Raw genomic sequence first — 21,951 nt, forward strand, 5'->3', positions numbered from 1 at the left:
AGAGATGGATGTCAACCAGATCAGTGAAACATTTTTCTGGATTCACCCATCTCTTCTTCAGTTAGTTATTCTGCAGGTATTGTTTCACCTTCGGGCTGTGTACGCGGAATCGGATTAACGCGTCTGTAGCGCTGCATTCCTGTTCCGGCAGGTACAAGCTTACCGATGATTACATTTTCTTTCAGACCAAGAAGTTCATCACGTTTTCCTTTGATTGCAGCATCTGTCAGGACACGAGTTGTTTCCTGGAACGATGCAGCAGAAAGGAATGAATCTGTTTCAAGAGAAGCTTTCGTGATACCAAGAAGGATCGGACGTCCTGTAGCAGGGCGCTTGCCGTCAAGAAGCACTTTCTTGTTGGCATCCGTAAATTGGTGAACATCAAGCAATGTGCCCGGCAATACATCTGTATCTCCAGCATCCATTACTCTTACTTTGCGAAGCATCTGGCGAACCATTACTTCTACGTGTTTGTCACCGATTTCTACCCCTTGCATGCGATATACTTTCTGCACTTCACGAAGCAGGTATTCCTGAACAGACGTGAGATCTGTCACCTTGAGCAATTCTTTAGGATCAATCGAACCTTCAGTCAGCTCCTGGCCGTGTCTGATCTGGTCTCCTTCAGCAACTTTCAATCTTGCGTTGTAAGCAGCTGTGTACGTGCGTGTTTCAACGTCGCCTTTGATGACGATTTCCTGCTGTCTGTCGCGCACTTCATTAATCTCAACAACAACACCGTCAATTTCGGAAATTGTCGCCTGACCTTTAGGGTTACGCGCTTCGAACAGCTCCTGAATACGAGGCAAACCTTGAGTGATGTCGTCTCCGGCAACACCGCCTGTATGGAACGTACGCATTGTAAGCTGAGTTCCCGGCTCACCGATTGACTGGGCAGCGATGATACCAACTGCTTCTCCCACTTCAACTTCTGTTCCGGTAGCAAGATTGCGTCCATAGCATTTTTTACATACGCCGTGGCGTGTGTTACACGTAAATGCAGAACGGATCCAGACTTCCTCAATACCCAATTCCACAATTGTATGAGCAAGATCTTCTGTAATCAGATCATTTTCCTCAACAATCACTTCACCTGTTTCAGGATGTTTCAGCGTTTTGCGGGCATAGCGTCCGATAAGACGCTCTTCAAGATGCTCGATAATTTCTGTTCCCTCTTTAATTGAACGTGTCAGAATTCCGCGGTCAGTTCCGCAGTCTTCATCACGGATGATAACATCCTGGGCAACGTCAACAAGACGTCTTGTCAAGTAACCTGAGTCAGCTGTCTTAAGGGCTGTATCCGCAAGACCTTTACGGGCACCATGCGTAGAGATAAAGTACTCAAGAACTGTTAGGCCTTCACGGAAACTTGATTTGATCGGAAGTTCGATAATACGTCCGGCCGGGTTGGCCATCAGTCCGCGCATTCCGGCAAGCTGCGTAAAGTTAGATGCGTTACCACGGGCTCCGGAATCACTCATCATAAAGATTGGGTTGCGTTTATCCAGGGAAGCCATCAGCTTGCCTTGAATAACGTCTTTAGAAGCACTCCAGATAGAGATGACGCGTTCATAGCGCTCTTCCTCTGTAATGAGACCGCGTTTGAATTGCTTAAGAACATTATCAACTTTAGCCTGAGCTTCTTTAAGGATTTCTTCTTTTTCCCGAAGTACGATGATGTCAGACACACCAACCGTAATACCGGCTTTTGTAGAATATCTGAAACCAAGATCCTTCATGCGGTCAAGCATTTTGGATGTTTCGGTAATATGGAATTTCTTAAAGATTTCAGCAATGATCTTACCAAGAATTCCTTTTTTGAACGGAGAAATAACCTCCTGGCTCTGGATGAATTCTTTGACATTCACATTTGCATCAATAAAGAATTTTTCCGGTGTTTCATCTTCAATGTTGCTCTTCGTCGGTTCATTCATGTATGGGAATGAAGGAGGAAGAATTTCATTGAAGATCAATTTTCCGACTGTTGTTACAAGAAGCTTTTTGCGCTGCTCATCTGTAAATGATTCATTTGGCAGAGAGCTTGCTTGAACAGCAATACGGGTATGAAGATGCACATAGCCGTTCTGATAGGCAAGAAGTGCTTCATTTGTATCTTTAAAGACCATACCTTCACCAACAGCACCTTCGCGCTCAAGTGTCAGGTAGTAGTTTCCAAGAACCATATCCTGAGAAGGTGTAACAACCGGCTTACCATCCTTAGGATTCAGGATGTTCTGCGCTGCAAGCATAAGGATTCGGGCCTCTGCCTGAGCTTCAGCTGAAAGCGGTACGTGAACCGCCATTTGGTCACCATCAAAGTCAGCGTTGTAAGCTGTACATACAAGAGGGTGAAGGCGGATTGCGCGTCCTTCTACAAGTGTTGGTTCGAATGCCTGAATACCAAGTCTGTGAAGAGTCGGTGCGCGGTTTAACAGCACTGGGTGCTCGCGGATAACAGACTCTAATACATCCCATACTTCAGGAGATACGCGTTCTATTTTACGCTTTGCACTTTTAATATTGTGTGCAAGGCCTTTTTCAACAAGCTCCTTCATCACGAAAGGCTTGAAAAGTTCAAGTGCCATTTCCTTAGGAAGTCCGCATTGGTACATTTTCAGGTTTGGACCTACAACAATAACCGAACGGCCTGAATAGTCAACACGTTTTCCAAGAAGGTTCTGACGGAAACGTCCCTGTTTTCCTTTCAGCATGTGTGAAAGTGATTTAAGCGGACGGTTACCCGGTCCGGTTACAGGACGGCCGCGGCGTCCGTTATCAATTAATGCATCGACCGCTTCCTGAAGCATGCGCTTTTCATTTTGAACGATGATGCTCGGGGCACCAAGGTCCAATAGACGCTTTAAGCGGTTATTGCGGTTAATGACACGGCGGTAAAGGTCATTCAAGTCAGACGTTGCAAAACGTCCGCCGTCAAGCTGAACCATCGGGCGCAGCTCAGGAGGAATAACCGGAAGCACATCAAGGATCATCCATGATGGCTCATTTCCTGAGTTACGGAATGCTTCAAGCACTTCAAGGCGCTTGATCGCACGTGTTCTGCGCTGTCCCTGTGACGTTTTAAGCTCTTCTTTAAGCTGATCTACCTCTTTATCAAGGTCAATGTCTGAAAGAAGCTTCTTGATCGCCTCTGCCCCCATTGCAGCCTGGAACGATGAGCTGTATTTGTCACGGTAAGCACGGTATTCTTTCTCGGAAAGAAGCTGTTTCTTTTCAAGAGGCGTATCGCCGGTTTCCGTTACGACGTAAGAAGCAAAATAGATAACTTCTTCGAGAGCACGAGGTGACATGTCAAGAACAAGTCCCATGCGGCTCGGGATCCCTTTGAAATACCAAATGTGTGAGACTGGGGCAGCAAGCTCAATGTGCCCCATACGCTCACGGCGAACCTTTGCACGAGTCACTTCGACTCCGCATCGGTCACAGACTACGCCTTTATAGCGTACTCGTTTGTATTTTCCGCAATGACATTCCCAGTCCTTTGTAGGACCGAAAATGCGCTCACAGAATAAACCGTCTTTTTCTGGTTTTAATGTACGATAGTTAATCGTTTCTGGTTTCTTCACTTCACCGAATGACCACGAGCGGATTTTATCGGGTGATGCGAGACCGATGTTCATATACTCAAAGTTATTTACATCTAGCAAGGGGCCTACCTCCCTTTTCGTCTTCAGGTTTTACCCTTATTGCTTACTATTCTTTCGTAACTGCGTCTTTTTCTTTTTCCATTGCTGCTGATGAAAGATCATCCGGCTGATCATTCAGGGATAAACCTTCTGACTGCTGTCCTTCTTCATCGTCTTCAAGATCTCTCATTTCGATTTCCTGTTCATCGCCTGAAAGAATCTTAACGTCCATACCTAAACTTTGAAGTTCTTTGATCAATACTTTGAATGACTCTGGAACTCCCGGCTCCGGTACATTTTCGCCTTTGACAATTGCTTCATACGTTTTAACACGTCCGACAACGTCATCTGACTTAACAGTAAGAATTTCCTGAAGAGTATAAGCAGCGCCATAAGCTTCAAGCGCCCATACTTCCATCTCTCCAAAACGCTGTCCGCCGAACTGGGCTTTACCGCCAAGAGGCTGCTGCGTAACAAGTGAGTATGGACCTGTTGAACGGGCATGTAATTTATCGTCTACCATGTGGGCAAGTTTGATCATGTACATGATTCCAACTGATACACGGTTATCAAACGGTTCACCTGTACGGCCGTCGTAAAGGACGGTTTTGGCATCTCGCGCCATACCGGCTTCTTCAAGCGTTGACCATACATCTTCTTCACGGGCGCCATCAAATACCGGGGATGCTACATGCATGCCGAGTTTGCGCGCTGCCATTCCAAGATGAAGCTCAAGCACCTGACCGATGTTCATACGGGATGGTACACCAAGCGGGTTAAGCATGATATCAACCGGAGTTCCGTCTGGAAGATAAGGCATATCTTCTTCAGGAAGGATTCTTGAGATAACCCCTTTGTTACCATGGCGTCCGGCCATTTTATCGCCTTCAGAAATTTTACGCTTCTGAACGATATAAGCGCGGACAAGCTGGTTTACGCCAGGTGGGAGCTCATCGCCGTCTTCGCGGTTGAATACTTTTACATCAAGAACGATTCCGCCGCCTCCGTGAGGAACACGAAGGGAAGTATCGCGGACTTCTCTTGCTTTTTCACCAAAGATTGCATGAAGCAGACGTTCCTCGGCTGTCAGTTCCGTAACCCCTTTAGGCGTTACTTTACCAACAAGCAGGTCTCCGTCTTTTACTTCTGCACCGACACGGATAATACCGCGGTCATCAAGATTGCGAAGGGCATCTTCCCCTACGTTCGGGATGTCGCGCGTAATTTCTTCCGGTCCAAGCTTTGTATCACGGGATTCTGATTCATATTCTTCAATATGAATAGACGTGTATACATCATCTTTTACAAGACGTCTGCTCATGATGATGGCATCTTCATAGTTGTAGCCGTCCCATGTCATGAATGCAACCATTACGTTGCGTCCAAGTGCAAGTTCGCCTAGTTCCATAGAAGGTCCGTCAGCAAGGATTTCGCCTTTTACAACTTCATCGCCAACACTTACAATCGGACGCTGGTTGTAGCAAGTACCTTGGTTAGAACGGATGAACTTCAGGAGGCTGTACTTATCAAGGTTGCCTTTTGTTTTAACGCCGTCCACATCTTCATAGCGGCGCACCCAGATGTTTTTAGCTTCAACTTTCTCAACAACACCAGGGAACTTACAGATGACAGCAGCACCCGAATCTTTTCCTGATACATACTCCATGCCTGTTCCGACAATTGGAGATTCAGGATTCATAAGCGGAACTGCCTGACGCTGCATGTTCGCTCCCATTAGGGCACGGTTGGAGTCATCGTTTTCAAGGAACGGAATACATGCTGTCGCTGCAGATACAACCTGCTTTGGAGATACATCCATGTAGTCCATTCTGTCACGTGACATGACCGTGTTTTCACCGCGGAAACGGGAAACGATATCTTCATCAAGGAAAGAGCCGTCATCAGCAAGGCGTGCGTTCGCCTGTGCGACTACATAGTTATCCTCTTCATCTGCTGTCAGATAATCAATTCGTGCAGTTACTTTGCCGGTCTCCGGGTCAACGCGTCTGTACGGCGTTTCAATGAAACCGAAACGGTTTACTTTTGCATACGAAGACAGGGAGTTGATCAGACCGATGTTCGGTCCCTCAGGAGTTTCGATCGGACACATGCGGCCGTAGTGAGAGTAGTGAACGTCACGGACTTCAAAGCCTGCGCGCTCACGCGTCAAACCACCGGGTCCAAGTGCAGAAAGACGGCGTTTATGCGTTAATTCAGCAAGCGGATTCGTCTGATCCATGAACTGGGAAAGCTGTGAGCTTCCGAAGAACTCTTTAATGGATGCAATAACAGGACGAATGTTAATAAGCTGCTGAGGTGTAATTGTATTTGTATCCTGAATCGACATTCTCTCGCGGACAACACGCTCCATACGGGAAAGTCCGATTCGGAATTGGTTTTGAAGGAGTTCTCCTACAGAACGAAGACGGCGGTTCCCAAGATGGTCGATGTCGTCTGTATCCCCAACTCCATGCAGCAGGTTGAAGAAGTAGCTGATAGAAGAAAGGATATCTGCAGGCGTGATGTTTTTCACATTTTCTTCAACATAAGCATTGCTGATTACGTTAATGACTTTTTCGCCTTCTTGATCGATTGGAGCATAGATTTTAACGGACTGAAGCGTCACATCTTCTTCTACTACTCCGCCTGATGGCGTGATGGTTTTAAAGCCGACGCCGCTCTCAAGGTTCGGAATGATCCGGTCAAGTGTGCGTCTATCAATTAACGTATCTTTTTCTGCAATGATTTCGCCAGTTTCAGGGTCTACTAACGTTTCAGCAAGACGCTGGTTGAACAGGCGGTTTTTAATGTGAAGCTTTTTATTGATTTTGTAGCGTCCGACACTCGCAAGGTCATAGCGCTTCGGATCAAAGAAACGGGAATCCAGAAGGCTTTTTGCATTATCGACAGTCGGCGGCTCGCCCGGGCGCAGACGCTCGTAGATTTCAAGAAGAGCTTTCTCTGTGCTCTCTGTGTTGTCTTTATCAAGCGTATTGCGAAGGTATTCGTTTTCTCCGAAAAGATCAACGATTTCCTGATCAGAACCAAAGCCGAGAGCGCGCAAAAGAACCGTTACCGGCAGTTTCCGAGTGCGATCAATGCGCACATATGCAACATCTTTAGCATCTGTTTCGTACTCTAACCAGGCACCACGGTTTGGAATAACAGTAGCAGTAAAGCCTTTTTTACCATTTTTATCGACTTTTCCGCTGTAATAAACACTTGGTGAACGAACAAGCTGTGATACGATAACGCGCTCAGCGCCGTTGATCACGAACGTGCCTGTCTCAGTCATCAATGGGAAGTCACCCATGAATACATCCTGATCTTTCACTTCACCAGTTTCTTTGTTAATTAAACGCACCTTTACACGAAGCGGTGCAGAATAGGTAACATCGCGCTCTTTGGATTCCTCTACTGAATATTTAGGATCACCTAAACTGTAATCAATAAATTCCAGCGAGAGGTTACCAGTGAAGTCCTCAATTGGAGAGATGTCCGTGAACATTTCTCTGAGGCCCTCATCAAGAAACCACTGATAGGAAGCGGTTTGAATCTCGATAAGATTTGGTAATTCTAACACTTCACTAATGCGTGCATAACTTCTGCGTTGGCGGTGTCGTCCATACTGAACTAGTTGACCTGTCAACTGCTTCACCCCTCAAATCAAGCGTAATAGAACTTGTAATATGTATCCGCAAATGAATCTAGCAGCTGCCAATACACATACAAGGAGAAAACAAAAATAAAAAGGTCTCTATAATTAGAAAACCACTTTTGTCAAACGTGCTATTGATTTTAACATCTTTTCCATTTGTCCTATATTTATACATTTCATTCAAAAAAATAGAGACTTATGGAATATATATATTGGCATTTTATAATGTTAACATAGGCAAAAATTCGAGTCAATCTTTTTCTGCCCTGATAATATAGTAGCCTTTATCCTTTTTGACTGCAGCGACATCTTTAAACATTTCAGAAAGCTTGGCCATAGCAGACGGGGCACCTTGCTTTTTCTGAATAACCACCCATAGCTCTCCTCCCGGACAAAGAGAATGATAGCTTTTTTCAAAAATCTCGTGCACTGTTTTTTTCCCGGCACGGATTGGCGGATTGGTAAGGATAGCCGCGTATTTTTTTGAAGGATCAACATTTTCAAAAAGATTGCTTGTGCGGATACGGACATTTTTGACACCGTTCGCCTCTGCATTTTCTTTTGCAAGCTGGACTGCTCTTTCATTGATGTCAATCATATCAACTGTGCGGTCTCCGAATTCCTTCGCAAGTGCAATTCCTATCGGCCCGTAGCCGCAGCCGACATCAAGCAGATCACCATCTGTTTTTGGCAGAGCAAATGTATTGATCAGCAGTCTTGATCCAAAGTCCACTTCGTTTTTGGAAAATACGCCGCGATCGCTTTGAAAATGAAAGGAATTCCCTCTTAACGTATATGTCCATGACTTACGGTCACTCAGAGCTTCCGGCTGCTGTGAATAGTAGTGATTTGTCATCTTTTCCCCTCCATGTTAAAGGAGTATACCTAAACAGGCAATCATTCATACCTGCACGTTCGGACTTGCTGTCAAACGTGAAAAAAAAGCCCGCTGTTATTTCAAGCGAGCTTTGTCTTTTCAGGAATTACTTAACTTCTACAGAAGCGCCAACTTCTTCAAGTTTGCCTTTGATTTCTTCAGCTTCTTCTTTAGCGATTCCTTCTTTGATAGCTTTTGGAGTGTTGTCAACTAGTTCTTTAGCTTCTTTCAAGCCAAGGCCAGTGATTTCACGTACAACTTTGATAACTTTGATTTTTTGTGCACCAGCGCTAGCAAGTACCACGTCAAATTCTGTTTGCTCAGCAGCAGCTTCGCCGCCAGCAGCGCCACCAGCCATTGCTACAGGAGCAGCTGCAGTTACGCCAAATTCTTCTTCGATTGCTTTAACTAAGTCGTTAAGTTCTAAAACAGTCATTTCTTTAACTGCTTCAATGATTTGTTCTTTAGTCATTGTATATTTCCTCCTTATAAACCTATTAGTTTTTTGTTTTGGTACGGGTGGATCAGATTAAGCTCCCTGCTCTTCCTTTTGATCTGCAACTGCTTTAGCAGCAAGTGCAAGATTGCGCATTGGAGCTTGAAGTACGCTAAGCAACATAGAAAGCAAGCCTTCGCGTGATGGAAGATCTGCAAGAGCTTTAATTTGCTCTACTGTCGCAATGTTTCCTTCGATTACACCTGCTTTGATTTCTAACGCTTCATGCTTTTTAGCAAAGTCGTTAAGAATCTTAGCCGGAGCAACTACGTCGTCGTTACTGAATGCAATTGCATTTGGGCCTGTAAGGGCGTCATTAAGACCAGTAAGTTCAACATTTTCAACTGCGCGGCGAGTCATTGTGTTTTTGTAAACTTTGAACTCGATGCCAGCATCACGAAGAGTTTTACGAAGTTCTGTTACTTCTGCAACTGTTAAACCGCGGTAGTCAACAACGATTGTCGTTTTGCTTTCGCGAAACTTAGCCGTAATGTCTTCTACGATGGATTTTTTTGTATCGATAGCGCTGCTCATTGGTACACCTCCTGTAAGAATTAAGATTCCGCACTTATACCGTTCGGTTTCTTTCTTATCAAAAGAAATGCCTCCACGTCAGACATGGAGGCAGTATATATACAAGCGATCTAATTACTAGTTCACATATATACACCTCGGCAGGAAATTAAGCATGGGTAGCACCTGCTGTCTACGGTATAAATGAAGTTATTTAGTTAAACAACATTTTTGATTATATATAAAGGTGACTAAGATGTCAACTATTATTTAACGCCGAAGCTTGAAGCATCAACTTTAACGCCAGGTCCCATAGTAGAAGCAACAGCAACGTTCTTCATGTAAGTACCTTTTGCAGCAGCTGGCTTAGCTTTTAGAAGTGTTTCGAAGATTGTTGTGAAGTTCTCAACAAGCTTGCTGTCTTCGAAAGAAACTTTACCGATTGGCACGTGGATGTTTCCAGCTTTGTCAACACGGTATTCAACTTTACCGGCTTTGATTTCTTTTACCGCTTTGTCAACGTCAAAAGAAACTGTTCCAGTTTTAGGGTTTGGCATTAAGCCTTTTGGTCCAAGGACGCGTCCAAGTTTACCAACTTCACCCATCATGTCAGGAGTAGCTACGATTACATCAAATTCGAACCAGCCTTGCTGGATTTTGTTGATGTAGTCAGCATCGCCAACATAGTCAGCTCCGGCAGCTTCTGCTTCCTTCGCTTTTTCGCCTTTAGCGAATACAAGTACGCGCTGAGTTTTGCCCGTTCCGTTTGGAAGAACAACTGCACCGCGGATTTGCTGATCGTTTTTACGTGGATCAACGCCTAAACGGAATGCAACTTCAACTGTTGCATCAAATTTAGCTGTGTTTGTTTTCTTTACAAGTTCAATTGCATCTTGAACTCCGTAAGCTTGAGCACGGTCTACTAATTTAGCAGCTTCAACGTACTTTTTACCTCTTTTAGCCATTATAGATTTCCTCCTTAGTGGTTTTAGCGGAATAACCTCCCACGAATAAAGGTTGCGAAAAGCAACTCGCAACCCCCCTAAAACAAAAACAACAATTAGTCTTCGATGACGATACCCATGCTGCGTGCAGTACCTTCAACCATACGCATAGCTGATTCAACATTAGCCGCATTTAAGTCAGGCATTTTTGTTTCAGCAATTTCACGTACTTTATCACGCTTAACTGTTGCTACTTTATTACGGTTTGGTTCACCAGAACCAGACTCAATACCGGCTGCTTTCTTAAGCAATACTGCAGCAGGCGGAGTTTTTGTAATAAATGTAAATGAACGGTCTTCAAATACCGTAATTTCAACAGGAATGATAAGTCCAGCCTGATCAGCTGTACGAGCGTTAAACTCCTTACAGAATCCCATGATGTTAACACCAGCTTGACCCAATGCAGGACCAACCGGCGGCGCTGGATTAGCTTTACCAGCAGGAATTTGCAACTTAACCATTTTAATTACTTTTTTAGCCACGAGACACACCTCCTTAAGTCCGTGATGTGGTAATAGGGTTTTTACCCTCCCACTCATGTCGTCATTCTTTATATGAATGATAGAAAATAATCAAGTTTTATGCCCCGCAGAGCGAGACATACTGACTTATGAAATATTATCACTTTTCGTTTTCGAATTCAAGTTTTTTTCTTATAATTTATCAACTTGAGAAAATTCCAGCTCAACCGGCGTTTCGCGGCCGAACATGTTGACAAGCACTTTCACTTTGCCTTTATCCTTGTCAATCTCTTCAATTGATCCGGTAAAGTTGGCAAAAGGACCATCTATTACTTTGACAGACTCTTTCAGTTCAAAGTCCACTTCAATGCGTTTTTCTTCCATGCCCATATGCTTAAGGATCGTTACAACCTCTTCAGGAAGAAGCGGCGTCGGCTTAGAGCCTGATCCTGCTGATCCTACGAAACCTGTAACACCCGGCGTATTCCGGACAACGTACCATGAATCGTCCGTCATGACGATCTCAACAAGCACATATCCAGGGAATACTTTTTTCTTTGTTACTTTCTTTTTGCCGTTTTTGAAATCTGTTTCTTCTTCTTCCGGAACGATGACGCGGAAGATTTTATCCTGCATGCCCATTGATTCTACACGCTTTTCAAGATTGGCCTTAACCTTATTCTCGTAACCGGAATAAGTGTGGACTACATACCAGTTTTTCTCCATCTTCTATAGGACGACTTGTCCATTCCCTCCCTGCATTTTGACTCTTATATTGCACTCTGCGGTTAGTTTCTTCTGCTGACTGTTATTTTTAAACAATGAAAAAACCCGTCGAACGGGTTTTTGCGGAAAAATAATATTCTCTATTATAGCACGATTTTCTATCTATTATTCAATAAAATAAAACGAAATCAAAAACAGACGCTTTATTTTTAAGATACAAGGCGGATCAGCGATGAAATTCCGTAGTCGATGATGGCAAAAAAGACAACTGCAAAAGCTACTGTCGCAATAACTGTAATTGTATAGCGCGTCAGTTCTTTGCTTTTTGGCCAGCTTACCTTTTTCATTTCACGGGATACATCTTTGAAAAAATTAACAATACGCTGCATGTACATTACCTCCAAGAGAATTCAGAAAGCCTGTCATAGAAATATAGAATCATGTGATGAGTGCTACTTTGTTTCACGGTGGTCCGTATGTGCGCTGCAAGCTTTACAAAATTTCTTGAATTCTAAACGCTCTTCTGTGCTTGACGTGTTTTTCATCGTTGTGTAGTTTCTGCTTCCACAGTCTGTGCAAGCCATAGATACTTTCTTACGCATTTCGACACCTTCCGCTAGTCCTGCTTTTTCTATAAAAATGTACCACACGCAGGGAACCTTAGTCAATCTCGCCTGACAGGTTTTACAAATTGATCTCGCGCAGTTCCAGATACCTCTCAAGCTTGCGTTTTACACGCTGAAGGGCGTTATCGATTGATTTCACATGGCGGTTAAGCTCCTCTGAAATCTCCTGATAGCTTTTGCCGTCCAGGTAAAGCACGAGTACTTTCCGTTCGAGATCGCTTAATAGCTCTCCCATTTTCGTTTCTATATCATCAAATTCTTCCTGATTAATAATCAGTTCTTCCGGATCCATGACTTTAGCCCCGGATATGACATCCATAAGCGTCCGGTCAGATTCTTCGTCATAAATAGGCTTGTCCAGAGAAACGTATGAGTTAAGAGGAATATGTTTTTGACGGGTAGCGGTCTTAATAGCGGTAATAATCTGGCGAGTGATGCACAGCTCTGCAAAAGCTTTGAACGATGTAAGCTTGTCCTCTCTGAAATCACGGATTGCTTTATATAATCCGATCATCCCTTCCTGGATAATATCTTCTCTGTCAGCCCCTATTAAAAAATAGGATCTTGCTTTAGCTCTGACAAAATTGCGGTACTTGGTGATTAAAAAATCCAGAGCATCGCTGTTCCCGTTATGAACAAGCTCAACAACCTGTTCATCCAGTAGAGCATGAAAATCTTCTTTGCTGAGTTTGCCCATGCTGAAATGTGTGTTCATGCCGATCCCCCCGACCGCACAATAGATAGAAATATTATACAGTATGCATTTTGAAAGCGTCAACAGCCTAGAAGCCGCCTCTGCGCCATTTTTCAAACAATTTCAACATATCATCTGTTATCGGAATTTTTGACTGGGGACTGTTTACTTTAATTTTTTCAACCCGCTTTTGTATTCTCTTTTCAATGGCTTCCACTTCATTCAGAAGCTCTCTTGCTGATTTGCGGAGGGCTCCCTGGCCAAAAATGGCCCATTGTTCAGTGAAATCTGATGTTGCCACATGAATCTGTGTTTTAATGTTGCTCAGAGAGATGGCTAATTTTTCGATCCTCTCATCCGCTGTTTCATTTTCTCTTGTATAGATAACTTCCACTCTGTGGTTTTTTTGTTTTTTCTCAATGCCCTTCACTTGATGGGCATCGAAAACAACAATAACTCTGTATCCGGTGTACGCTTGATATTCTGCCATTTTTTGAATAAGAACCTCTCTAGCCTCTGCGAGATTCTCTTTTTTCAATGATTGAAGATTCGCCCATGCACCGATGATGTTATATCCGTCAACAAGGAGGATATCCATTGTCTATTCTCCTAAAGGCTGACGCTTTCTGTAGACCTCATACATCAGGAGGCCTGCTGCTACTGAAGCATTAAGAGATGTGACCCGGCCAGCCATCGGCAAGTTGACCAGAAAATCACATTTTTCTTTGATGAGTCTTCCCATACCTTTTCCTTCACTGCCTATCACGAGTCCAAGCGGCATTTTACCGTCCATGGAACGGTAATCATCCGAGCCTTTCGCGTCTGTTCCCACAATCCACACGCCCCGCTCCTTAAGTTCCTCGATTGTTCTCGCAAGGTTTGTCACTCTTGCAACCGGGATATACTCAATTGCACCTGTTGATAATTTTGCTACTGTAGTTGTCAGGCCTACCGCTCTCCGCTTCGGAATGATTATGCCGTGAGCACCTGTTGCATCAGCTGTTCTCATGATGGAGCCGAGATTATGAGGATCCTCGATTTCATCAAGAATCAAGATAAACGGCGCTTCCCCTTTATCAGCAGCAGCCTTCAGGATATCGTCGACTTCGGCATATTCATAGGCAGCCACCTGTGCGACAACTCCCTGATGGTTCCCTTCTGCCATCTGATCAATTTTTTTCTTCGGAACAGTTTGGATGATGATGCCTTTTTCTTTTGCAAGCTGTGCAATCTGCTGGGCCTGTCCCTTTACTGAGTTCTCGGCTATCCAGATCTTGTATACATTGCGCGTTGATTTTAATGCTTCAATGACCGTATTGCGGCCAATAATGTATTCTTCCGCCATCCTTACTTCCTCCCTTCGTTTTCTATCAGTTCAAAAGAAGCTTCAATAATTTCCGAGAGGCGCTCTTCCCTCTTCTCAAGGTGAAGATAGCCGATCAGAGCTTCAAATGCTGTGCTGTATCTGTACGTTTGAACGTCTGTATTTTTTGGCACTGTGCCTGATTTTGCGTTTCTTCCCCGGCGGATAATCGCCATTTCTTCTTCACTGAACGCTTCCCTTTTTGAAAGCTCGTGCAGAACGGCTGCCTGGGCTTTTGCAGAAACATAGGTCGTTGAAAGCTTATGCAGCTGGTTTGGGCGCACCTGTCCTTTAGCAAGGAGGTGATGCCTTACAAAAACCTCGTAAATGGCATCACCGATATACGCAAGCGCCAGACTGTTCATTTGTTTTGAATTTGGTACTTCCTCTAAGCGAAGCATGTTTACCCTCTTTTCCATCTCGTTCCTTGAGGCGTATCTTCAAGAATGATATTCATCTCTTTCAATTTATCGCGGATTTCATCAGACAGCTTGAAGTTTCTGTCTTTTCTGGCCTGTATCCGCTGCTCAATCAATTCTTCAATTTCGGCGTCCAGTAGTTCCGCGCTGCCAAATTTGAGGCCAAGTATGGCTCCAAGCTCGTCAAATGCTGAAGTAAAGGCCAAAATGACTTCCTGTGACGTATTCTTCTCCTGCAGGTAGTAGTTCGCCTGTCTGGAGAGCTCAAACAGTACCGAGATGGCATTTGCCGTATTAAAGTCATCATCCATCGCTTCTGTGAATAAATTGCGCTGTTCAGAAATGATGCCAAGCCATTTTTCATTATCATCAGTCAGCTCAGAACTGCTTTTTGATCTGTGCTGCAGATTTGTATAAGACGTCTGCAGACGGTCAAACGCATTCTTCGTGCTTTCAAGCAGATCGACCGAATAATTGATTGGGTGGCGGTAGTGAACAGACAGCATAAACATCCGCAAAACCTGGGGATCATGCTCTTTAATAATGTCGTGCACCAGGACAAAGTTGCCAAGTGATTTGGACATTTTTTCGTTGTTAATATTAATATACCCATTATGAAGCCAGTAGTTAGCAAACGGCTTCTCTGTCAATGCTTCCGATTGGGCGATTTCATTCTCATGGTGAGGGAATGTAAGGTCCTGTCCGCCTGCATGAATATCAATTGTATCCCCGAAATGGTTGTGGACCATCGCAGAGCATTCAATATGCCAGCCCGGACGTCCTTTTCCCCAAGGGCTATCCCACGAAATTTCTCCCGGTTTTGCAGCTTTCCAAAGAGCAAAATCCAGGGCATCCTGTTTCTTGTCTCCTGCTTCAATTCTTGCCCCTACACGAAGCTCATCTACAGACTGATGGGAGAGTTTTCCGTAATCTTTAAAAGCTCTCGTGCGGTAATAAACATCACCCTCGGCTTCATAGGCGAATCCTTTTTCAACGAGCGCTTCAATAAAATCAATAATAATATCCATGCTTTCTGTTACGCGGGGGTGAGCATCTGCACGGTCACATCCAAGCGCCGTGACATCTTCGAAATACGCCTCGATGAACCGTTCAGCAATCGCAGGAACTTCTTCTCCAAGCTCATTTGCTGCTTTAATCAGCTTATCGTCCACATCTGTAAAATTGGACACATAATTAACGTCATACCCGCTGTATTCAAGGTATTTGCGGACTGTGTCATAGACAATCGCAGGACGGGCATTTCCTATATGGATATAGTTATAAACCGTTGGTCCGCACACATACATTTTTACCTTTCCTTCTTCAAGGGGCTTAAAGGTTTCTTTTTGTCTGGTTAGCGTATTGTATAACTTGATGGTCATCTTGACTCTTCCCTTCTTTCAATTGTGCGATTTCTTCTTTCAGGCTTATGAGCTCTGCCTCAAGTTCCTTGAACCTGTCTGCCACGGGATCCGGCAGATTACAGTGGTCCATATCCTGATTAATCCGCTTGCCGTTTCGGATCACGACCTTGCCCGGAATGCCGACAACTGTTGAATGATCCGGCACATCACGAAGCACGACAGACCCCGCCCCGATTTTGGAATAAGCACCGACCGTGATGGAACCAAGCACTTTAGCACCTGTCGCAATCAAAGCATTGTCCAGTATGGTCGGATGCCTTTTACCCTTCTCTTTTCCGGTTCCGCCAAGAGTCACCCCCTGGAAAACCGTTACGTTATCGCCGATTTCGCACGTCTCGCCAATGACAACTCCCATGCCGTGATCGATGAAAAACCGCCTTCCGATCTTTGCACCCGGGTGAATTTCAATGCCCGTGAAAAATCTGCTTACTTGTGAAATGACTCTTGCGATAAAAAACATGTTCCGTTTGAAAAACGCATGTGCGAGCCGGTGAGCCCATATTGCATGCAGTCCTGAATAAGTAAGTATCACTTCCAGATACGATCTTGCAGCCGGATCCTGTTCAAAAACGACCTCTATGTCTTCTTTCAGCATTTTAAACATTGTATTCCCCCCAAACCTTCCCCTTATTTTGTCCTTTAATCCAATTGTGAAACAGCCTATAAAAAAAGCGCCTCTGTCCTAATAGACAGAGACGCTTTGATGCGCGGTTCCACTCTGTTTAAACAGGCGATAAAAAGCCTGTTTCAACTTTGGCTCCTTTAACGGGGAGCATACGCTTTTATTTACTGCTTCAAAACGAAGGTTCAATAAAAGACTCAAAGGTGCATTTCAAGACGGTTGTCGCATAAACCTCTTTCACCGGTGAGGTTCTCTCTGGAATGGAAACGGCGTCTCTACTTCTCCTTCTCAACGTGTTTCAATGTATTACACATACTATATTACATTTCAGGCAAAAAGTTAACTGTTCGCACTTTTTAATCTTGCTAAAATCGTTTCTTTACCAAGAAGTTCGATTGCCTGCGGCAGGTCCGGCCCATGAGTCTGGCCAGTTGTTGCCACGCGGATCGGCATAAACAGATTTTTGCCTTTATGGCCTGTTGATTTCTGCACCGCCTTCGTTGCAGCTTTAATGCCTTCAGCCGTGAACGCTTCAAGCTTATCAAGCTCTTCTGCGAATGCTGTCAGCACTTCAGGCACCTGCTCTTCGTCCAGCACATTGCGCGCTTCGCGGTTATAGGTAATTTCCTCTTTAAAGAAAAGCTCGGTCAATTCTGTGATTTCTGCGCCATAGCTGATTTTATCCTGATGAAGGACAATCAGTTTGCGGGCCCAGTCAAGCTCTTCTGCAGATGCCGAATCAGATACTTTTCCTGCTTTTACAAGGTGCGGAAGAGTCAATTCAACAAGCTGATCCGCATCAAGCTGTTTGACATACTGATTGTTCATCCACAGCAATTTCTGTGTATCAAAAACAGCCGGCGATTTAGACAGCCTTGCAGGATCAAAGATCTCTGCAAACTGATCTTTCGTGAACATTTCTTCTTCTCCGCCCGGAGACCAGCCAAGCAGCCCGATAAAGTTGAAAAGGGCCTGCGGCAGATAGCCGAGTTCTTTATACTGTTCAATAAACTGGATGATTGATTCATCACGCTTGCTGAGTTTTTTACGGTTCTCGTTAACAATCAGCGTCATATGGCCGAAAACAGGAATGTCCCATCCGAACGCATTGAAGATCATGATCTGTTTCGGTGTATTGGAGATGTGGTCTTCTCCGCGAAGGATATGCGTCATCTTCATAAGGTGGTCATCAACTGCTACAGCAAAGTTGTAAGTCGGCGTACCGTCTTTTTTAACAATGACGAAATCGCCGATGCCGTCTGTTTCAAATGAAATCTCTTCTTTCACGATGTCATTGAACGTGATGACTTCTTCCTTTGGCACGCGGAAGCGGATGCTCGGCATTCTTCCTTCAGCTTCAAGCTTCTGCTGCTCCTCAGGTGTCAGGTTTGCACATTTTCCTGAGTATTGCGGAGTCTCACCGCGCTCAGTCTGTTCTTCCCGCTCCTGCTCAAGCTCCTCTTCTGTGCAGTAGCATTTGTACGCTTTTCCTTCTGCAAGCAGCTGATCGTAATATTTTTTATAAAGATCGTTGCGCTCTGATTGTCTGTACGGGCCGTATTCTCCGCCGGTATCAACGCTTTCGTCCCAGTCAATGCCAAGCCATTTCAAGTATCTCAGCTGACTTTCTTCGCCGCCTGCAATGTTTCGCTTTTTATCAGTATCTTCAATACGGATAATAAACTTTCCGCCGGTATTGCGCGCATAAAGGTAATTAAACAGCGCTGTCCGGGCATTGCCGATATGTAAATGTCCAGTCGGACTTGGAGCGTATCGCACTCTTACTTCGTTTGTCATATCTGTACCTCCGTTAATCTCTAACATCTGTTCCATTTTATCATTAAAAACAGGGTGTCCAAAAGCTTGTCCGGGATTTTATTTTTTCACAATCAGAACAGAAGCCTGTGACGCAATTCCTTCTCCGCGTCCGGTGAAGCCAAGATGTTCGGTCGTTGTCGCCTTCACATTCACCTGGTCTGCATCAGCTTCCAGAAGTTCTGCGATCCGTTCTCTCATTTGATCAATATAGGGAGCCATCTTCGGTTTTTGGGCAATAATCGTACAATCAATGTTGCCGAGTACATAGCCCTTTTCTTTTACAAGCTGCCAGACATGCTGAAGCAGCTTGGCAGAATCAGCATCCTTAAACTCAGGGTCGGTGTCCGGAAAATGCTTTCCGATATCACCTGCTGCTATTGCTCCAAGGCAGGCGTCTGCCACTGTGTGAAGCAGCACATCTGCATCAGAATGGCCGAGAAGGCCTTTTTCATATGGAATTTCAATGCCTCCAATGATAAGGGGGCGTCCCTCTGTCAGCTGGTGCACATCAAAACCCTGTCCGATTCTAAACATTCCTTATTCCCCTCTCTCACTCTCAAGTATCGCTTTTGCCATCAGCAGATCATCCGGCGTAGTCAGTTTAATATTTGTATAGTCACCTTCAATGACAAGAACCTTGTGGCCGCTTCTCTCCATCAGGCTTGCATCATCTGTTCCAAGAAATGCTGCAGCCGACGCTTCTTTATGAGCCGCAAGAATGTCAGAAAGACGAAAAGCCTGTGGGGTCTGTACGGCCCACAAGCTAGAACGTTCAACGGTTTCAATCACTTCACTGTTCAAGACACGTTTAATCGTATCCTTCACAGGGACTGCAACGGTTGCAGCTCCATTTTCATATGCTGCTTTTACGAGCTTTGAAATGACGTGTTTTTTTATAAACGGCCTTGCACCGTCATGCACGAGGACAATATCTGAGGTCGCCGCTTTCAGTCCGTTATAGACGCTGTGCTGCCTCTCATTGCCTCCGCTGACCATCTTTTTGATTTTTGTCAGGCCTGCGGCCATTTCTTCAAAAAGAGCCCGTTCATCCGGATTGATGACAAGAAGGATGCCTGTGCATGCAGGATCTTTCTCAAAAACCGTCAAGGTGTGCACAATGACCGGTTTTCCTTCAAGTTCAATAAACTGTTTGTTTTTGCCCGCTTTCATCCGTTTTCCTTGTCCGGCGGCAGGAATAATCACTTCATAGTTCATTTGCCTGCTCCCCTACAACGCTTTTTCAAGCAGCTTGGGCTTCGCGAAAATCATTCGTCCGGCAGAAGTCTGAAGAACGCTCGTCACGATGACGTCGATGTTTTTGCCGATATAGTTACGGCCCTCTTCCACTACAATCATCGTGCCGTCATCCAGGTAAGCTACGCCCTGATTGTGCTCTTTTCCATCCTTGATGACAAGAACTTTCATCTCTTCCCCAGGCAGGACAACCGGCTTGACGGCATTTGCCAGGTCGTTGATGTTCAGAACTCCGACTCCCTGAAGTTCGCACACTTTGTTTAAATTAAAGTCATTTGTGACCACTACACCTGATGTCAGCTTGGCAAGCTTCACAAGCTTGCTGTCCACTTCCTGAATTTCCTCAAAATCGCCCTCATAAATCTCAACTTTAATGGAGAGCTCTTTTTGAATGCGGTTCAGAATATCAAGGCCTCTCCGGCCGCGGTTCCGTTTCAGGGCATCTGAAGAATCAGCGATATGCTGAAGCTCTTCCAGCACAAAATGAGGAATGACAATCGTGCCCTCCAAAAATCCGGTCTGGCAGATGTCGGCAATTCTCCCGTCAATAATGACGCTTGTATCAAGAATTTTGAGCTTCGTGCTCTCAACTTCCGCTTCTTCTTCACCCGCTCCTTTTTTCTTTCCGATTTTCCCGGAAATCGAAAACAGGCTGATCAGTTCGTCCTTGCGCTTAAATCCAACCTGAAAACCAAGGTAGCCAAGCAAAAGGGTCAGAAAAATCGGTATGATTGTGCTGAACACCTGATACTGAATGTCTTTAAACGGAATAACATTAACAATAAGAAAGGCAATTATAAGTCCGACAATCAATCCCAAACTACCGAAAAGAACATCCGTCACAGGTGCCTTTACCAATGATTCTTCCAGAAGCTTAACCCAGTTAATTACATAATCAACAAGCCAGAATGTGGCTATATAAAATAATATTGCTCCTAAAATGGCCAGAGCATATGGTGAATTAATAAAAGGTATGTCCTGCAGGCTTAACAATTTCATCAGCTGCGGCATAAAGAAAATACCCAGCGTTCCTCCAAGGAAAAGGAAAAAGATCTGCACAATTCGTTTTAACATACCCCCACCTCCTTCTCTTATCTATTATAATCACTTTCTCCCGTTTAAAACGGTGAAAACGCGAATTTCCGGAACCTGTAAACAGATTGAAATGTAATGAGAATCATATCATTTCCGAAAAATGAAAAACAAGAATAATATAACCTAAATCATGATGATTAAAACGTTTGAGGCGAAAGATTCATAAAAAGTTCGTTATATCTGACGGTCTATCAGCAGCTGCTCCTGAAGTCTGCGGAGACCTTCTTTTATCTTTTTCGCCCTTACCTCGCCAATTCCATCCACCTCATCAAGCTGTTCTACGGTTGCGCGCGTAATAAGTTTCAGGTTTGAGAATTTGTTCACCAAATTTTCAATAATGACAGGCGGGAGCCTCGGGATCTTCTTAAGCACCCTGTACCCTCTCGGCATGACGAGATCATCAGGATTTGTGAAATGGGCCGAATAGCCGAGCAGGCGCAGAAGGACCATGTCATCCATCAGTTCTGTATTCGTCAGCACCTGAAATTGCTCGAGCACGTATTTAGGATCCAGTGTTTTATCGAAGCAGTAGTCTTTAATGACAAGCGCTGCCTCTTCCTCGATATCTGAAAGCAGTTCATTCAGCTGCAGCCTGATAAGATGCCCTTCTGTGCCAAGCTCATTAATATAATTCAGGATTTCGTTTTTAATCCGCAGAACCATCTCAATCCTGTGAATCACCTGCAGAAGCTCATCAAATGTGACAAGCTCTTCAAATTCGAGCGCCCCAAGGTTGATGATGGACTGATCAAGCACCGTTCTGTACTTTTCAAGAGTCTGAATCGCCTGATTCGCTTTTGTTAAAATGACACCGATATCTCTCAGTGCGTAACGGAGTTCCCCGTAGTAGAGGGTGATGACGTTCCTTCTCTGGGAAATGGCCACAACCAGGTTACCTGTCTGTTTTGCCACCCTCTCCGCCGTACGGTGGCGCATGCCCGTTTCAATTGAACTGATAAAAGCATTCGGAACGAGCTGGGCATTTGCATAAAGAATTTTATTTCCCGAATCACTTAAGATAATGGCTCCGTCCATTTTAGCCAGTTCATATAAATGAGCGGGAGAAAAAGCGGAGTTTATATAGAATCCGCCATCCACGAGTTCTTTTACTTTGTCGCTGAAGCCAACGACAATCAGCCCCCCTGTTTTTGCGCGCAAAACATTTTCAATGCCTGCTCTTAAGGGAGTTCCGGGCGCAATAAACTGCAGAATTTCCTTCATGCTCTTTTCGTTTGTTTTTTTCTCTTTCTCACTCAT

Annotated in this window: 21 protein-coding genes and 2 other annotated features; all 21 genes read right to left on the bottom strand. The window is 44.5% G+C overall.

Going from position 1 to position 21,951, the window contains the following annotated elements:
* Positions 1-65 precede the first annotated feature (65 nt).
* Entirely contained in the window at positions 66-3,665 is a 3,600-nt protein-coding gene (gene rpoC / locus MHB63_08245) for a DNA-directed RNA polymerase subunit beta' (GenBank protein ID MEK3806541.1), read from the bottom strand.
* Between the two features lie 46 nt (positions 3,666-3,711).
* Positions 3,712-7,293: a DNA-directed RNA polymerase subunit beta gene (gene rpoB, locus MHB63_08250; protein MEK3806542.1), complete on the bottom strand. Its 3,582-nt coding sequence runs from the start codon at positions 7,291-7,293 to the stop codon at positions 3,712-3,714.
* Between the two features lie 259 nt (positions 7,294-7,552).
* The gene (locus tag MHB63_08255; GenBank protein MEK3806543.1) at positions 7,553-8,158 is read right to left on the bottom strand and encodes a class I SAM-dependent methyltransferase; all 606 of its coding nucleotides are present in this window, start codon (positions 8,156-8,158) and stop codon (positions 7,553-7,555) included.
* A 127-nt stretch (positions 8,159-8,285) separates the two neighbouring features.
* Positions 8,286-8,651: a 50S ribosomal protein L7/L12 gene (gene rplL, locus MHB63_08260; GenBank protein MEK3806544.1), complete on the bottom strand. Its 366-nt coding sequence runs from the start codon at positions 8,649-8,651 to the stop codon at positions 8,286-8,288.
* A gap of 57 nt (positions 8,652-8,708) precedes the next feature.
* The gene (rplJ, locus tag MHB63_08265; GenBank protein MEK3806545.1) at positions 8,709-9,209 is read right to left on the bottom strand and encodes a 50S ribosomal protein L10; all 501 of its coding nucleotides are present in this window, start codon (positions 9,207-9,209) and stop codon (positions 8,709-8,711) included.
* A gap of 53 nt (positions 9,210-9,262) precedes the next feature.
* Positions 9,263-9,405, bottom strand: a sequence feature (ribosomal protein L10 leader region).
* A 49-nt stretch (positions 9,406-9,454) separates the two neighbouring features.
* Positions 9,455-10,153: a 50S ribosomal protein L1 gene (gene rplA / locus MHB63_08270; protein MEK3806546.1), complete on the bottom strand. Its 699-nt coding sequence runs from the start codon at positions 10,151-10,153 to the stop codon at positions 9,455-9,457.
* Positions 10,154-10,248: 95 nt separating this feature from the next.
* Positions 10,249-10,674, bottom strand: a complete 426-nt coding sequence (gene rplK / locus MHB63_08275) for a 50S ribosomal protein L11 (GenBank protein MEK3806547.1) — start codon at positions 10,672-10,674, stop codon at positions 10,249-10,251.
* A gap of 171 nt (positions 10,675-10,845) precedes the next feature.
* Complete coding sequence (gene nusG / locus MHB63_08280; GenBank protein ID MEK3806548.1) at positions 10,846-11,379, bottom strand: transcription termination/antitermination protein NusG; 534 nt, start codon at positions 11,377-11,379, stop codon at positions 10,846-10,848.
* Between the two features lie 209 nt (positions 11,380-11,588).
* Positions 11,589-11,768 (bottom strand): preprotein translocase subunit SecE, encoded by a 180-nt coding sequence (gene secE, locus MHB63_08285; GenBank protein MEK3806549.1) that lies wholly within the window; start codon positions 11,766-11,768, stop codon positions 11,589-11,591.
* Between the two features lie 63 nt (positions 11,769-11,831).
* Positions 11,832-11,981 (bottom strand): 50S ribosomal protein L33, encoded by a 150-nt coding sequence (gene rpmG / locus MHB63_08290; protein MEK3806550.1) that lies wholly within the window; start codon positions 11,979-11,981, stop codon positions 11,832-11,834.
* Between the two features lie 82 nt (positions 11,982-12,063).
* The gene (sigH, locus tag MHB63_08295; GenBank protein ID MEK3806551.1) at positions 12,064-12,720 is read right to left on the bottom strand and encodes an RNA polymerase sporulation sigma factor SigH; all 657 of its coding nucleotides are present in this window, start codon (positions 12,718-12,720) and stop codon (positions 12,064-12,066) included.
* A 67-nt stretch (positions 12,721-12,787) separates the two neighbouring features.
* Complete coding sequence (locus MHB63_08300) at positions 12,788-13,297, bottom strand: NYN domain-containing protein (GenBank protein MEK3806552.1); 510 nt, start codon at positions 13,295-13,297, stop codon at positions 12,788-12,790.
* 3 nt (positions 13,298-13,300) lie between these two features.
* Positions 13,301-14,044, bottom strand: a complete 744-nt coding sequence (gene rlmB / locus MHB63_08305) for a 23S rRNA (guanosine(2251)-2'-O)-methyltransferase RlmB (GenBank protein ID MEK3806553.1) — start codon at positions 14,042-14,044, stop codon at positions 13,301-13,303.
* Positions 14,045-14,046: 2 nt separating this feature from the next.
* Positions 14,047-14,463: a Mini-ribonuclease 3 gene (locus MHB63_08310; GenBank protein ID MEK3806554.1), complete on the bottom strand. Its 417-nt coding sequence runs from the start codon at positions 14,461-14,463 to the stop codon at positions 14,047-14,049.
* 2 nt (positions 14,464-14,465) lie between these two features.
* Positions 14,466-15,863 (bottom strand): cysteine--tRNA ligase, encoded by a 1,398-nt coding sequence (gene cysS, locus MHB63_08315; protein ID MEK3806555.1) that lies wholly within the window; start codon positions 15,861-15,863, stop codon positions 14,466-14,468.
* Positions 15,814-16,509: a serine O-acetyltransferase gene (gene cysE / locus MHB63_08320; GenBank protein MEK3806556.1), complete on the bottom strand. Its 696-nt coding sequence runs from the start codon at positions 16,507-16,509 to the stop codon at positions 15,814-15,816. Before cysE ends, cysS begins: the two co-directional genes overlap by 50 nt.
* An 84-nt stretch (positions 16,510-16,593) precedes the next feature.
* Positions 16,594-16,828 (bottom strand) — a binding site (T-box leader).
* 38 nt (positions 16,829-16,866) lie between these two features.
* Positions 16,867-18,324, bottom strand: coding sequence for a glutamate--tRNA ligase (gltX, locus tag MHB63_08325; GenBank protein MEK3806557.1), 1,458 nt, complete (start codon positions 18,322-18,324; stop codon positions 16,867-16,869).
* Positions 18,325-18,402: 78 nt separating this feature from the next.
* Positions 18,403-18,879 (bottom strand): 2-C-methyl-D-erythritol 2,4-cyclodiphosphate synthase, encoded by a 477-nt coding sequence (gene ispF, locus MHB63_08330; GenBank protein MEK3806558.1) that lies wholly within the window; start codon positions 18,877-18,879, stop codon positions 18,403-18,405.
* 3 nt (positions 18,880-18,882) lie between these two features.
* On the bottom strand, positions 18,883-19,560 hold the full coding sequence (gene ispD / locus MHB63_08335) for a 2-C-methyl-D-erythritol 4-phosphate cytidylyltransferase (GenBank protein ID MEK3806559.1): 678 nt from the start codon (positions 19,558-19,560) through the stop codon (positions 18,883-18,885).
* Positions 19,561-19,572: 12 nt separating this feature from the next.
* Entirely contained in the window at positions 19,573-20,673 is a 1,101-nt protein-coding gene (locus tag MHB63_08340) for a PIN/TRAM domain-containing protein (protein MEK3806560.1), read from the bottom strand.
* A gap of 195 nt (positions 20,674-20,868) precedes the next feature.
* The gene (gene disA, locus MHB63_08345; GenBank protein ID MEK3806561.1) at positions 20,869-21,951 is read right to left on the bottom strand and encodes a DNA integrity scanning diadenylate cyclase DisA; all 1,083 of its coding nucleotides are present in this window, start codon (positions 21,949-21,951) and stop codon (positions 20,869-20,871) included.

The organism is Bacillus sp. FSL H8-0547, from assembly GCA_038002745.1.
Taxonomy (GTDB): domain Bacteria; phylum Bacillota; class Bacilli; order Bacillales; family Bacillaceae; genus Bacillus_P.